We start from the raw sequence: 12,984 nt of genomic DNA, 5'->3' as shown, positions 1-12,984 counted from the left end.
CAATGGATGGAGGAGAAATGCAAGGGACTTCTCTACGCCAAGTTCTCGGCAAAGCGAAGCTGGCGGCGCACGTCGTTGAGAAGTTTGTAGTGGAGGGCGCGCCCCTCGCGCACGTGGCGCTCCAGTGTGCCGAACGCCCACAGGCTGTGGATGATGTCACCGTTCTGCAGGGCGATGTCGCTCCCCGTGCCGCGCCGCTGCAGGACGAGGGCGGCGTATGCTGTGTTGATGTAGCCGATGCCGCCGCGGCGCGCATTGTACATCTTGATCGGGGTGAGGACGCAGCCATGTAGGATGGGGAGGATAATGTTGCGCCGCCGTGCCATGAGACGGGCGGCGTTGCGTCGGATGAGGCGGAGTGCCTTGTCCTCGCGCTCGGCGAGACAGGCGAGCACGTGCTCCGGTGTGGCGCCGAGCATCAGGCTGCTCCCGTGCGCACAGATCACGGCAGTGCGCGTCGCGTCCTCCTGTGCCGGAATGAGGGCGAGGATGTCCGCCGGAGCGGGCAGGCGCTGCATCAGGCATTCTCTTTTCGTACGATTCATAGTGGATCTCCTTTGTTTGGGGGAATCACGGCAAAATGCTGTGACTCCATGACTCCTGCCTGCCGCTGGCGGGGCGCACAGGCACGGGACACGATTCTGGATCTCCTGTTCCTTTCTGAATGCTATTATAGAGAAAATATGTTCGTATGTAAAGAAAATTTTGCATGGAGGCTCTTCTTTTTTTTCGCCGCAGCAGGTATTTGGGTGTAAGCAGCTTACAGCGGACGAACAAAACGGAAAGGAGTGACATCTATGGCACGCAAAGAAGCAGCGAGCAAGCTCACGCTGAAGGTGATTACGGGGGTCGGCGCAGACGGCAAGAACCTCTATAAGAACCGCACGATCGCAGGGCTTGCGCCTGTGCTCACGGATGCGGATGCGCTCGCGGTCGGACGCGGGTTCGCGAATCTGCAGAAGCACGGGCTCGATCAGGTGATGCGCACGGATACGGCTGTCCTGACGGACTGAGCCCCCGCGCGGCAGATGATGTGAGGACATAGAAAGGAGGTACGACTATGTCGACGAAGAAACAGCTCCGCATGACGCTGGCACTCTCGACGGGCAAGAACCACACGGTCAGTCTGATGGATCCGAAGGATGATCTGACGAAGGCGGCGGTGGAGACCTGCCTGCAGGATGTCATCGCAAAGAAGGCGATCATGCTCGGTGAGGCATACCCTGTCTCCATCAAGGACATCAGTGTCCAGACGGTAGACAGTGCTCAGCTTGCCTGAGTACTGAATCGGCAGGACATGACGAGGGACGTTGTACGAAGTGAAAAATTTCGTGCGAAGTCCCTTTTTGTGCTCTGTCGCCGCTTCTGTGAATGGAGGCGGGGAACGGCTTGCACTTTTCGTGTGTTTTTGGTAGAATCAATACGTTTCCTGCGGTTGTAGCTCAGATGGATAGAGCATCTGCCTCCTAAGCAGAGGGTCGCGCGTTCGACTCGCGCCAATCGCACCATGAAAGCAGACAAGACTTCTCATCGTGAGGAGTCTTTTTTATTCGCTTCCCTGCGTGTAAAAGCCCCTCGGCATGCAGCCGAGGGGCTTTCTGTATGTGGCCTTGTTACTTCTTCCCGAATCCGAAGAGCGACTTTAGCTTGCTGCCGATGCCCTCTGTGGGCGGTGCATCCGTGTCGGGCACGTCGTCGTAGAGGTCGGCGTTCACGACCTTCGCCGGGGGCGCGTCGTTGCGGCTCTCTGTCTCATCGTCGCCGAGGGAGAAGCCCGCGCCGTAGTTCGGCGAGAATCCCGAGATGATGGGGATGCCGCAGTGCGGGCAGGCAGTGGCGGTGGAGGGGACGAATTTTTCACATTTTGGGCAGTACATCATGGACCTCGCTTTCGTCGGATGATTCCCTTCTATAGGATATATCGTCATTTGCGAGCAGTCGGATAATACCGATGAACGAGAGGATGCCGCAGAGTGTCCAGAGGAGGATGCTCGGCACGCCGATCATGCTGTCCACTGCCGACTGGAGCACGCCGTCCGTGACAGTGCTGCCCTCCATCAGAACCTCGTAGGAGAAAAGTCGGGCAAACGGCAGCGGTGTGATGAGGGGTGGGAGCAGTACGGCGAAGGGGAGGAACGCCTCATAGGGGGAATGTCCCAGCGTGCGCAGGCGCTGCCGTACGAGCGGCAGGAGGGGGAGCGGAAAGAGTACGAAGGGGAGGACAAAGAGAATGATGATGACCGTGGCAAGGATCCGCGCTGCCTCCGGAATCGCCGCGACAAGGATCATGAACACGCCGGCCATGGACTGCAGGATGAGCTGTGCCGCCGGCGGGAGGACAAGCCCCAGCACGAGGAGGAGGAGGAGGCTGCGGCGGATGAACGCCGTGCGCGTCACCGTCCCCGCACAGGAGAAATACGCTGCGCGCGTGGGCGGCAGTACCTCCTCGACAGGTGGATCGCCCCAGCGGTTCGCCTCGGGTTTTCCCTTTTTGAGGAAGAGCCAGCCGAGCCAGCAGGCGAGCGGGAGAAAGAGGAGGAAGAAGAGGAGCAGCGCGATGCCCATGCTCGCGGCGACGGCGGAGGCGAATGCCTCCGTTGTTCCGTTCCAGAGGGGAAAAGACGGCCCTATCATCTCGTTGAGGATGCCGATGAAGATGCATACGGGCAGGAGCATGAGGAGGAGGACGGGGACGCAGAGGAGGAGCATGGGCGCCGCCCAGCCGCCGCCGTGTCCCAGATCGTGCAGACGCCGTACGACGGCGGGGATGGCGAGCGGCGGGATGAGTGCGTAGAGGAGGAGGTTGAGCCCGAGAAACGTCGCGACGTAGACGGCGAAGAAGACCTCTGTCGAATCACGGAAAAAGCCCACCGCAGCGGATGCGGTGAGCGGGAAGAGGAGATAGCAGAGCGCGAGCATGGCAAAGAAGACGCCGCCGCTGATGACGCCGAGCGTCAGAGCGAAGTCGCGCCGCGTGAGCCTGCCCGTGCGAGAAAAGAGTGCGTGATTCATACGCAGTCCTCAGCTGCGCGATACGCCGCTGTCATGCGATGTATCACTGTCTGTCTGTGCAGTATCTATTTTTGTGCTGTTCGTCGTATGGGCGACAGGCGCCGTGAATACGGGAATCTCATCCCCCGTGCCGAGCGGATCCGGGCCGTAGGCGTTCGGTCCCTCTGTGCCCTTCTTGAAGATGAGGTAGAGCGCGAAGAAGAAGCTGACGACGGGGACAAAGCTCAGCAGGATAAAGAATGCCGAGAGGTCGAGGTCGTGCAGACGGCGGATCGCGAGGAGGTAGCCCGAGATGATGAAGGGCAGGTAGAGGATATAGGTCGCACTGAATGCGCCCATCATAGGGAGGTCATTCCCGACCTGTGCCGCCGCCGTGGTAAAGGCGATCACCATCAGCAGGATGTAGATCGCCGTCATGATAAGACCGAGGGCGAGGCAGCGCAGGATGTAGGGCTTGCGGTTGAGACGCCCCTCCCACGAGAAGAACATTTCCCGAATGTTGTCGATTTGGAACATGATGATTCTCCTTTTCGTTGATGAGGGAATCACTGTCTAAGGAAGCACTGATAAATTCGGTACAACCATCTTGACGCATCTTTTTTGCCCGCACTTCGGCGGAAAATCCTCCACAGAGCACCACTCTGCGTCCGGTTTTCCACCTCGTTCGGACGAAAAAATCTACGCCAATCTGGCAGACCTCATTTTATCAGTGATTCCCTAATGGAAAACGATTCCCAAGTATATGGAAATTGTAGCATAGTTGCCTGTGATTCACAAGAAAAATATATGACCTAGTATTAAAAGAGAAAGAGAGAGTAAAAAAGGAGGGGAAGGAGGACCGCGCAAGCGGTGGAAGGGGCACAAAGAAGGGGCTGTTGCACGAAGTTTGCAGCTTCGTGCAACAGCCCCCTTGTCGGCAGCATTTGACTTGGCGGCGAACGCATACCCCTAAGCCGCATCGATCTCGCTCTCGTCGGAGACGGCGTTGCGCCCCTTTTCCTTGGAGCGGTAAAGGGCGCGGTCGGCGCGCGCGATGAGCCCGGGGAGGGAGTCGCATCCCCCGTGCCATGTGGAGATGCCAAAGCTGAGCGTGACGCCGCCCATGCGCTCCTCAAGGATGGCGCGCAGTCTCTCGCAGAACGCGGTCATCGCCTCGAGGTCGTAGTGCAGGCCGAGGAGGATGAACTCGTCGCCGCCGTAGCGGATGAAGATGTGGCGACGGTCGATCTCATCGTGGATGATGGCGGCGATGTCTCTGAGCACCTGATCGCCTGCGAGGTGCCCGTGCGTGTCGTTGACCTGTTTGAAATGGTCAATGTCAAAGAGGGCAAGGGAGAACCTAAACCCGCGCTCGTGCGCGAGGGTAGAGAATCGCGCAAAGCCCACGTCAAGCTGATGGCGGTTGTAGCAGCCCGTAAGGAAGTCGCGCTTGGCGGCGTCCTGCGAGGCGGCGAGCTCCTGTGAGAGGCGCTCGTTCCGGCGCTCGAGTGTCGCCTCCTCCATCATCTGGATGCGGATGAGGTGGAGGATGAGTGGAACCATGGCGTAGACAGAGAACACGGCCATGGAGAGAATCCCCGTGAAGAGATGGTGCTCCCAGTGCAGTACGTCAAAGAGGGAGAGCGCGACGAAGGCGATCAGTCCAAAGGCGGCATAGCGGCACGCGGGGTGGTATGCCCAGTGGGAGCGGACGAGTGCATGGATGAGGATGAGGTCTGACGAAAAGATCAGGACATTGTAGAACGGGAGCATGCTGCTGTATGCGTGTCGTCCGATGAGTTCGGCGAGGGTGGCCGCTGCGAAGATGCCGACGAAGATGTGCAGGATGTTCTTTACGCGCGCGTGGTACTGCGGAGCGACGATCTCGCGCACGACGAGTGCCCAGCAGACCGGCAGCGCATAGATCATCGCGAGATGGAGCTCCCACCAGAGTGCGGGCATCCCGAAGAGACGCGGGAAGAGAGAGGTGTTGCCCGTCGTCCACAGGGCGAATGCAGCGAGGAAGGCGATGAGGTAGATGAGTGCGCGGCGATGGATGTCCTGCAGGGCGCGCCACGAGAGGTTGAGGCTGAGGAACGCGATCATCGCGAGGGCGATGGAGAGCGCCGAGATGTAGATCGCGTCGGCAAAGGAGATGTTCTTCATGAACTGCGTTGTTGTGTCGATCTCAAAGTCGTCGATGCTCCCACGCCGCCCCATATCCGTCGTGTGCAGGAGGATCGTGAGCCGCCGTCCTGCCGCCTTGTTGTCGAGCGGTATATAGTGGATCGTGCGGCCGCGCGTCTCCGTGCGCCCCGACCAGTCACCGTAGCGGTAGAGGAAGTCGTCGTCGAGGTAGACGGCGATATCCTGATTCGTCGTGGTAAAGAGCAGGTTGCAGTTCATGAATCGCGAGGAATACGGGATCTCCCACGAAAGATAGACCGCCGATGCATCCGTTGGCAGCGGCGGCGGGACGGGGTAGTCATAGGACTGCCGGTCGAGCGCGTCAGCGCGAAAGTCGCGGAGCATCGGGGAGGTCGTGTCCGCGAGGGCATACGTGGGGGGGAGCTGACGGTCGGGGGGCGCTGCGAGGAGACGCCATGAAATGATGCAAATGGCGGCGAGCGCTACCGTGCAGAGGAGAGCAGCGGCATTGTCCTGCAGGAATGTGCGGAGTTTCATCATGGGGAGCACCTTCCTTCTGGGGAAGAGAAGGACTTTCGTAGGAATTTGTGTGGATTTTCTAACATTATAGCATATTTAGGTGCGATAAAACAATAGAAAAGACGATTCCCGCAGGATCAGTGATCTAAGTATACAGTGGAAGGGATACAAAAAAGGCGCTGCGCGAAGTTTTGCGCTTCGCACAGCAGTCCTCTGATGCGCTGGTATCATCGGCGTTCGCCGCGTTCGGACAAATCTGCGTCAATCCGGCAGACCTTATTTTAACAGCGCTGCCTTTATATTACTCGTCAGCGATGGTGCTCCGCATTCGCGTTTGCACAGATATCGCAGCACGCTGCCTCGCTCTCGGTGGAGACGCTGTTGCGTCCCTTTTCCTTGGAGCAGTAGAGCGCACGGTCGGCACGCTCCATGAGGCTGTGCATCGAGTCATCTGCACCGTGCCATGTGGAGACGCCGAAGCTCATCGTGATGCCGTCCATGGTCTCTGCGATGGCACAGCGCAGGGATTCGCAGAACTCTGCCATCTGTGTGAGGTCGTGATGGAGGGCGAGGAGGATGAACTCGTCGCCGCCGTAGCGGATGAAAATGTGGCGGCGGTCGATCTTCTCCTGTACGATCTCGGCGACGCCGCGCAGCGCATGGTCGCCGCCGAGGTGGCCGCGCGTGTCGTTGACCTCCTTGAAGTGGTCGATGTCGAAGATGGCGTAGGAGAAGGGGAAGCTATTTTCCTCTGCAAGTTTTGCGAACTGCTCAAAGCTCGGCTCAAGCTGGAAACGGTTGTAGCATCCCGTGAGGAAGTCGTGCTTTGCCTCGTCCTGCGTCTCCTGCAGTTCGCGTGAGAGGATGCTGTTCTCCCGGACGAGCTCCGCTTCCTGCATCATCTGCTCGCGGATGAGGTAGAAGACGAATGGGATGATGGCGTAGATCGAGAAAACTGTTGCTGAGAGTGTCGAGGTGAAGAGATGATACTCGAAATGGAGGGCATCGATCGCGACAAAGATCATCAGCGAGACCGCTGCGATCACTCCGTAGCGGCAGGCGGGATGCTTTGCCCATGAGGTGCCCAGGAGAACGAAGATGGGGTAGAGGAAGGTGACGGCGAGGATGGGGTAGAAGGCAAAGAGCATATTCATATAGCCGTTCAGCCCGAGTGCCTCCGCCGCCGTTGCGACGGCGAAGAGTGCGCCGTAGAGACCAAAGATGCCGGTCAGAGAATGCTTGTAGTTCGGCGGACTGATGTGTTTGATGATTTTGATGAAAAGCATCGGCATGAGGTAGAGCATGATGAAGTGGAGCTCCGCCCAGACCTGCGTCGTGCCGAAGAGTCGGGGGAAGAGTGAGGAGGTGCCCGTCGCCCAAAAGATGATGCTCAGGAGGAAGGCAATGAGGTAAAGCTGCAGATGCCGTCGTCGGATATAACCGCGCCAGATGATATCCATGACGAGGAAGGCGATGAGTGCAGCGGCGATGGCAAGGCTCGCCGTGTAGATGGCATCGCTGATGCTGATTTTCTGGAAGAGGGTCAGCTCGCTGCCAATGAAGAAATAGTCTACGCTGCCAAGCCACCGGGCATAGTTTGTATGCAGGAGGAAAGTGATGCGTTTCCCCGCGAGGGACTCCTTCGCGTCGATGAAGTGCAGTGTGCGCCCATAGGGGTTGTGGAAACCGTCCCATTGACCGGTGGTGTAGATCAGACGGTCATCGAGGTAGACGCAGAGGTTCTGATTCGTCGTCGCCGCGAGGATGTGATCGATGGACAGAGGTATATCCTGCGGGATCTCCCACGAGAGATAGACCGCCTTCACATCGTCGGCAAGGGGCGGCACGGGGGACGTATAGGACTGCCAGTCATGGTCCGCCGCGTGGAAACCAAGGATGTCGTTATGTGTGAGATCCTTGCCGACGAGGGCGTACGAGCGAGCCAGATCAGTATACGGCATGGTATTGAGCAGCTGCCAGGCAAAGGCCATGGACCCGATGATTGCGGCGAACGCAGCCAGTCCAAGGGCATTTTTCAGCGCGTGCTGTGCGGCTTCCTTCATAGGGGTTCATTTCTCCTGCGTTGTTCTCCAATAAGGGATAAATGAAATAAATGTCAATATACCACTGCATTATATCATAAAATACGGGTGCGTGTGGGAAAAAAATGAGAAAAGAGCAGGTCGTACGTTTACCAAGAGAAAAGAGACTGCGATATGAAGGTGTCCACCTCGTACGACAGTCTCTTGTGCCTTTCCCTCACGTGGGCGGCTGACATGGATGTGTTCTATGCGTGAAAGCCGGAGAGGTCGAGCGCGTCGAATCCCGCGAGGAGCTCCCTGACCTCGTGCTCGATCCTGTCCGCGCCGCCCGCTGCGTCCGCCTCGATGTTGAGCGGCATGTTCGGATCGTGCAGCGACATGCGCAGCAGCGCCCAGCCGCTCGGGAAGATGAGGCGCACGCCCTCATAGGAGGGAGCGGCGATCCTGAGCCCCTTGTCTTTGGCGCGCTGCTCGAATGCGGCGAGGACGTCCTTTCCGTATGCCTTGACGTCGTCGGTGCCCGTGATCTTGATGCGGATCTCGCGTGCCTCGGCGGGATGGCGCAGATCCTTGATGAGGTCGCTGAGGGTTTTGCCCTCGGCGTGTGCCTTTGCCGCTGCGATGAGAAGCTTTACCGCGAGGTAGGCACCGTCGTCGAGGTAGTAGTTCTCGCTGAGCGCGCCATGCCCTGAGGTCTCGATGGCGAGCGGGGAGATTTCGCCCGCCTCGTTGCGGCGGATGCACTCGTTGATGACGTTCTTGTAGCCGCGCATGTAGCGCAGGTGCTTCAGATGGAGGTGATCCTCGAGGAAGTCGTGCAGCCCGTCGGAGGTGACGGAGTCGGTGATGATGGTGGAGCCGGGGTAGTCGGGCGCGAGGATGGCGGCCATCATGGCAATGAGGGCGTTGCGGCTCACGTCCGTGCCGTCGGCGAGGACGGCGCTCATGCGGTCCACGTCGGTGTCGAAGATGAGTCCAAGGTCGGCATGGTTCTTCACCACGGCGTCCTTGATGGCGCGCATGGCATCGGCGTTCTCGGGGTTCGGAATGTGGTTCGGGAAGTGCCCGTCCGGGTCGAGAAACTGGCTGCCTGTCGTGTCCGCGCCGAGCGGGGTGAGGATGCGCCCCGCGAAGAAGCCGCCCGCGCCGTTGCCCGCATCGACGACGATGTGCATCCCCTCGAGCGGACGTTCTGCGCCGCCGAACGCGTCGCGGATTTTCTTCGCGAGGTGTTCGCTGTAGCGCCCGATGAGGTCGAACTTCAGGACGTGCTCGAGGGTACCGTGCGCCTCGGGTGCCTCGGCGGCATAGGTGAGGATCTTCTCTATGTCCGCCTTGTCTGTGCCGCCCGCGGCGGTGAAGAATTTCAGTCCGTTGCGGTTGTATGGGAGGTGGCTCGCGGTAATCATGATCGAGCCGTCCGCCGCCGTGTCCTCGAAGATGGTCGCCATGAACATGGCGGGGGTGGAGGCGAGGACGCAGTCGATGCCGTGCGCGCCCGTGTAGGTGAGTCCCGTGAGGACGCTGTCCTTGATGGCGAGCGCGGAGATGCGCGAGTCATGGCCGACGGCGATCTGCAGCTCTGCGGGGCTCTTGCCCGTCTTTTCGCTGAGGAAACGGACGAAGCCGGCAGCGATGCGGTTTGCTGCCTCGGGGGTGAGGGTGACAGGTTCACCGGGCACGCCGGGGACGGCGACGCCGCGGATGTCGCTGCCGTTCGCGAGCTTCTTGAAGTCCTCGTAGGTCAGTGGCATGGGGATTCCTCCTTTGCGTATGATTGTGTGTGATGGTGTGTTTATGTGTTATGCGTGTAATGATTTAAATGTAGGATTCTTGTACGCCGCCTCCCAAACACCTCGCTTGCAAGCGTTCGTGTGTTTGTACGCTTAAGGAATCGCTGATAAAATGAAGTCTGCCAGATTGGCGTAGATTTTTTCGTCCGAACGAGGTGGAAAACCGGACGCATAGCAAAGGCTATGTGGAGGATTTTCCGCCGAAGTGCGGGCGAAAAAGATGCGTCAAGATGGTAGTGCTGAATTTATCAGTGCTTCCTTAAATACCGACGAATTCCGAAACGCGCTGCGCTTGAACGACGCAATTCGCAGGGGGCAGAACGTGCGCTTATCTTCACTTGTTCCACTAGGGTTTGCTTTGGGGATACTACTACGCCACGAACGCCCTAAAAGCCTCCCCCGCCGGTGCGGGGGAGGGGGACCGCTTGCGGTGGAAGGGGCGCCATGAGCGGCTACAGCTTTTTATCCATAGACATCAGCCTGCACCGCGAGTGACACATCCTCACTCCGCGCCAAAGAATTCCTCCTCGACGGCGATGCAGAGGGTGTGGTAGATGGGGAGGTGGTACTCTTGGATCTTGTGCGTTTCCTCCTCGGGGGCTTTGATGACGATGTCGGCGAAGCCCGACGCGCATTTGCCGCCCGATGCGCCCGTGAGGGCGATGGAGGTCATGCCGAGTGCCTTTGCCATGCGGAAGCCGTAGAGGACGTTTTTCGAGTTGCCCGAGGTGGTGATGCCGAGGAGGACGTCGCCCGCGCGCCCGAGTCCGAGTACCTGCTGGGCAAAGGTGAGATCGGGTGCCTGATCGTTCGCGAACGCTGTGCTGATCGCGAGCTGGGACGGGAGGGAGATGGCGGGGAGTGCACCCTGCAGGTGCCGCATGAAATAGTCGATGGTCAAGGGGTCAGCGGCGTCGCACGCTTCGTGGAGTTTTGCGAGGATGTCCTCGTCGAGGTGACGCGGCAGGAGAAAGCCCTTCATCAGCTCACCGACGATGTGCTCGGCATCTGCCGCAGAGCCGCCGTTGCCGCAGACAATGAGCTTGCCGCCTGCGTGGTAGGATGTGCAGAGTGCCTTGATGGCGGCGCGGATGTCTGTACCGCAGGCCTCGAGTGCGGGATAGCGTGCGATGAGCGTGTCAACGGCGGCAAGGGTGGATGATTTCATAGTTGTTGCTCCTTTGTGATTCTTTTACGATTGATGCGAGCCTCACGCGGACAGTTAGGGAAGCACTGATAAATTCGCCACGACCATCTTAACGCATCTTTTTTGCCCGCACTTCGGCGGAAAATCCTCCACAGAGCACCACTCTGCGTCCGGTTTTCCACCTCGTTCGGACGAAAAAATCTACGCCAATCTGGCAGACCTCATTTTATCAGTGATTCCCTAGCTGCGCGCGAGGGGTGAAGAAATGTACCGTGTACATTGTATTCGCAGGGCGGATAAAGAAAACGCTGCTTCCTTTAGGCTCCGTTCCCTTCTATTATGGACGAAAATGCTGCCTTTTTCAAGGGAAAGGGGAGGGAAATGCGGCAGGTTGTCCGATGCGGGAGGCTTTGTCGTCGTGCTGGGGCGTTCAGCGTATAAAAAATCGCTGTGAGGAAGGAATGACGCGGGGTTAGATGGATTTTTCTGTGCACAATCCTGCTTTTTGATGTGCGAAATGCTCTATTTTGATACTATTGATCTTAATTTATAGTTATTTATCGTTATTTTATGGAATTTATCTGTATTGTTTTACTGATTTGCTTTTGTGTTTTTACAGGGTGGGAAATCTCTCTGATGGGATTCTTGCGTAAGTGTATGGGCATAAGAAAAGGGATGCTGTACGAAGTCGGAGCTTCGTGCAGTGTCCCTCGTTTCTCTGTGTATCTCAGCGGCTGCGATAGCGGTCGGCGATGGCACGCGGGCTGTCGCCTGCATCGAGTGCCGAGGTCGGCGGTGTGATGTCCATCGGCGCGGCGCTTTGCGGTGCGCTGCCCTGCGGACGGATGTCCGTGATGGGCGGCTGCGGTGCGGCAGCGCGCGGCTGCTCTGCACGCTGGTAGACGTTCTCCTCCTCTTTGCGGGAGCGGAAGCGGTTCCAGAGCCAGCGCAGCACCATGAAGGCGACGACGGCGATGGCGACGTTCACAAGGACGCCGAGGATGTCGGCGAGGAGGCCGCTGCCCATGCCGCCGAGGAGGCTCGCGAGGAGCCCGCCGAGCATCATGCCGCCCGCGAGGAGGCCGATGTTGCGCAGGGTATTCCCCCAGCCTGTGCTGCTCTTAGCGGGGGTCGCGGCGTTTGCTGCATTCGCCTTGCTGTTTGCCGCGGGGGCATTCTTTTCCAGCTGGTTCGCGTTCTTCGAGGGGGCGTAGCTGTTGCCGTTCCCCGAGACGGATTTGCCGCTGCTGCTCTGTCCCTCGGATGCCTTCGGTGCGGCCTTGGGCGTCGCCTTCGGTGAGATGCGCGCGCCGCCCTTGGCGGCCTCTGCCTGTGCACCGAGCGTACTCTGCACGGCGTTCGGGACGATGATGGGTGCGGTAAAGGCCAGCGAGCCGACCATTGCCGCAGCGATGAGTTTCTTTAGTTTCATTCCATATTCTCCTTCATATATCATTCGATACGGGGATAGCCCCGGTATTCGTAACCGGATTGAAGAACGCAGATTTATACCTTGACGACCGCTTGCGTAACGAGGTGTTCTGCGAGGAGCACACGAAGATGCCTTACTCCTGATAGGACTTGATGTCCTCGGGGAAGGCGTAGATCTCGCCGACGGTGTCGAGCTCGCCTGAGAGGTAGCGGTCGATGTCGTCCACGTCGATGTAGAGCTTGCAATTGATGTCGAGGTAGCCCTGCTCGCGCCCGTCGGAGAGGTCGCGGATCGCCATGAGCTTTTCGCGGAGCTTCAGGAGGTCGCTGCGCGTCGCGTGCACGTCGAGACGCAGCTGGGGGACGCCGTATTCTTTGAGGACTTCGTCCGTGGTCATACGCTGTGACATAGTATTTTCCTTTCTTTGCTTTGACTATTTGCCTTTTATCCTATCCGATGATGCTGAATTTTGGCTGAATGCTGCATCTGCACCGCTTTCCCTCTGTTTGCGCAGGGCATGGAGGGCAGTTTCGAGGGCGCGCTTTTCGTAGCGGCAGGTTTCGTAGTCGAGGTCGCCCGATGCGCGGAGCATCCGTGCGTCGAGGGTGCGGATCTCCGCCTCGATGCGCCGTATGGCGTCCGATGGATCCTGTGCCATGCACATCCCTCCTTTGATAAGTATTCTAACAGTTTTGGCAGAAACTGTCTACATTCCTATTATCGTTATGATATAATATGACTGTTAAGGAAGCACTGATAAATTCGGTACAACCATCTTGACGCATCTTTTTTGCCCGCACTTCGGCGGAAAATCCTCCACAGAGCACCACTCTGCGTCCGGTTTTCCACCTCGTTCGGACGAAAAAATCTACGCCAATCTGGCAGACCTCATTTTATCAGTGTTTCCTTATG

At 58.4% G+C, this 12,984-nt stretch carries 13 protein-coding genes and 1 tRNA gene; 3 read left to right on the top strand and 11 right to left on the bottom strand.

Features of this window, described 5'->3' with window-relative positions; all coding sequences use genetic code 11:
- Positions 1-32 precede the first annotated feature (32 nt).
- The gene (locus tag HMPREF9166_RS12535) at positions 33-545 is read right to left on the bottom strand and encodes a hypothetical protein (protein WP_039981211.1); all 513 of its coding nucleotides are present in this window, start codon (positions 543-545) and stop codon (positions 33-35) included.
- Positions 546-797: 252 nt separating this feature from the next.
- Between HMPREF9166_RS12535 and HMPREF9166_RS07715 the strand changes: the two genes are divergently transcribed.
- The 3 genes from HMPREF9166_RS07715 (at position 798) to HMPREF9166_RS07705 (ending at position 1,508) form a co-directional block, all read left to right on the top strand.
- Positions 798-1,013: a DUF1659 domain-containing protein gene (locus tag HMPREF9166_RS07715; protein WP_009753423.1), complete on the top strand. Its 216-nt coding sequence runs from the start codon at positions 798-800 to the stop codon at positions 1,011-1,013.
- Positions 1,014-1,060: 47 nt separating this feature from the next.
- The gene (locus tag HMPREF9166_RS07710) at positions 1,061-1,279 is read left to right on the top strand and encodes a DUF2922 domain-containing protein (RefSeq protein ID WP_009753422.1); all 219 of its coding nucleotides are present in this window, start codon (positions 1,061-1,063) and stop codon (positions 1,277-1,279) included.
- A 152-nt stretch (positions 1,280-1,431) separates the two neighbouring features.
- Positions 1,432-1,508, top strand: a tRNA-Arg gene (locus tag HMPREF9166_RS07705).
- A gap of 105 nt (positions 1,509-1,613) precedes the next feature.
- Here the strand turns inward: HMPREF9166_RS07705 and HMPREF9166_RS07700 are convergent.
- From HMPREF9166_RS07700 to HMPREF9166_RS07655, 10 genes are all read right to left on the bottom strand, one after another.
- Positions 1,614-1,877 carry a zinc ribbon domain-containing protein gene (locus HMPREF9166_RS07700; RefSeq protein ID WP_175279233.1) on the bottom strand — a complete coding sequence of 88 codons (264 nt, stop codon included), beginning with the start codon at positions 1,875-1,877 and terminating at the stop codon, positions 1,614-1,616.
- A complete protein-coding gene (locus HMPREF9166_RS07695; protein ID WP_009753420.1) occupies positions 1,858-3,012 on the bottom strand; it encodes a DUF805 domain-containing protein in 1,155 nt (384 codons plus the stop codon). Before HMPREF9166_RS07695 ends, HMPREF9166_RS07700 begins: the two co-directional genes overlap by 20 nt.
- A gap of 9 nt (positions 3,013-3,021) precedes the next feature.
- Complete coding sequence (locus tag HMPREF9166_RS07690) at positions 3,022-3,528, bottom strand: DUF805 domain-containing protein (RefSeq protein WP_009753419.1); 507 nt, start codon at positions 3,526-3,528, stop codon at positions 3,022-3,024.
- A 432-nt stretch (positions 3,529-3,960) separates the two neighbouring features.
- Positions 3,961-5,679, bottom strand: coding sequence for a diguanylate cyclase (locus tag HMPREF9166_RS07685; protein WP_009753418.1), 1,719 nt, complete (start codon positions 5,677-5,679; stop codon positions 3,961-3,963).
- A gap of 287 nt (positions 5,680-5,966) precedes the next feature.
- On the bottom strand, positions 5,967-7,721 hold the full coding sequence (locus HMPREF9166_RS07680; RefSeq protein ID WP_009753417.1) for a GGDEF domain-containing protein: 1,755 nt from the start codon (positions 7,719-7,721) through the stop codon (positions 5,967-5,969).
- A 224-nt stretch (positions 7,722-7,945) separates the two neighbouring features.
- A complete protein-coding gene (locus HMPREF9166_RS07675) occupies positions 7,946-9,454 on the bottom strand; it encodes a phosphoglucomutase (protein WP_009753416.1) in 1,509 nt (502 codons plus the stop codon).
- A gap of 541 nt (positions 9,455-9,995) precedes the next feature.
- Positions 9,996-10,661, bottom strand: coding sequence for an SIS domain-containing protein (locus HMPREF9166_RS07670; protein ID WP_009753415.1), 666 nt, complete (start codon positions 10,659-10,661; stop codon positions 9,996-9,998).
- A 706-nt stretch (positions 10,662-11,367) separates the two neighbouring features.
- The gene (locus tag HMPREF9166_RS07665; RefSeq protein WP_039981210.1) at positions 11,368-12,072 is read right to left on the bottom strand and encodes a hypothetical protein; all 705 of its coding nucleotides are present in this window, start codon (positions 12,070-12,072) and stop codon (positions 11,368-11,370) included.
- Positions 12,073-12,205: 133 nt separating this feature from the next.
- Positions 12,206-12,481, bottom strand: a complete 276-nt coding sequence (locus tag HMPREF9166_RS07660) for a hypothetical protein (RefSeq protein WP_039981208.1) — start codon at positions 12,479-12,481, stop codon at positions 12,206-12,208.
- A gap of 24 nt (positions 12,482-12,505) precedes the next feature.
- Positions 12,506-12,736 carry a V-type ATP synthase subunit D gene (locus tag HMPREF9166_RS07655; protein WP_009753411.1) on the bottom strand — a complete coding sequence of 77 codons (231 nt, stop codon included), beginning with the start codon at positions 12,734-12,736 and terminating at the stop codon, positions 12,506-12,508.
- Between the last annotated feature and the right edge of the window lie 248 nt (positions 12,737-12,984).

The sequence above is a fragment of the Selenomonas sp. oral taxon 149 str. 67H29BP genome (assembly GCF_000146365.1).
Classification (GTDB): Bacteria; Bacillota; Negativicutes; order Selenomonadales; family Selenomonadaceae; genus Centipeda; species Centipeda felix.
The sequence above is the reverse complement of the archived record's forward strand: the minus strand, read 5'-3'. Positions and strand labels throughout refer to the sequence as shown.

Coding starts and splice junctions, on each gene's coding strand:
- HMPREF9166_RS12535 (WP_039981211.1), bottom strand. CDS start 545: ATGAATCGTACGAAAAGAGAATGCCTGATGCAGCGCCTGCCCGCTCCG.
- HMPREF9166_RS07715 (WP_009753423.1), top strand. CDS start 798: ATGGCACGCAAAGAAGCAGCGAGCAAGCTCACGCTGAAGGTGATTACG.
- HMPREF9166_RS07710 (WP_009753422.1), top strand. CDS start 1,061: ATGTCGACGAAGAAACAGCTCCGCATGACGCTGGCACTCTCGACGGGC.
- HMPREF9166_RS07700 (WP_175279233.1), bottom strand. CDS start 1,877: ATGTACTGCCCAAAATGTGAAAAATTCGTCCCCTCCACCGCCACTGCC.
- HMPREF9166_RS07695 (WP_009753420.1), bottom strand. CDS start 3,012: ATGAATCACGCACTCTTTTCTCGCACGGGCAGGCTCACGCGGCGCGAC.
- HMPREF9166_RS07690 (WP_009753419.1), bottom strand. CDS start 3,528: ATGTTCCAAATCGACAACATTCGGGAAATGTTCTTCTCGTGGGAGGGG.
- HMPREF9166_RS07685 (WP_009753418.1), bottom strand. CDS start 5,679: ATGATGAAACTCCGCACATTCCTGCAGGACAATGCCGCTGCTCTCCTC.
- HMPREF9166_RS07680 (WP_009753417.1), bottom strand. CDS start 7,721: ATGAAGGAAGCCGCACAGCACGCGCTGAAAAATGCCCTTGGACTGGCT.
- HMPREF9166_RS07675 (WP_009753416.1), bottom strand. CDS start 9,454: ATGCCACTGACCTACGAGGACTTCAAGAAGCTCGCGAACGGCAGCGAC.
- HMPREF9166_RS07670 (WP_009753415.1), bottom strand. CDS start 10,661: ATGAAATCATCCACCCTTGCCGCCGTTGACACGCTCATCGCACGCTAT.
- HMPREF9166_RS07665 (WP_039981210.1), bottom strand. CDS start 12,072: ATGAAACTAAAGAAACTCATCGCTGCGGCAATGGTCGGCTCGCTGGCC.
- HMPREF9166_RS07660 (WP_039981208.1), bottom strand. CDS start 12,481: ATGTCACAGCGTATGACCACGGACGAAGTCCTCAAAGAATACGGCGTC.
- HMPREF9166_RS07655 (WP_009753411.1), bottom strand. CDS start 12,736: ATGTGCATGGCACAGGATCCATCGGACGCCATACGGCGCATCGAGGCG.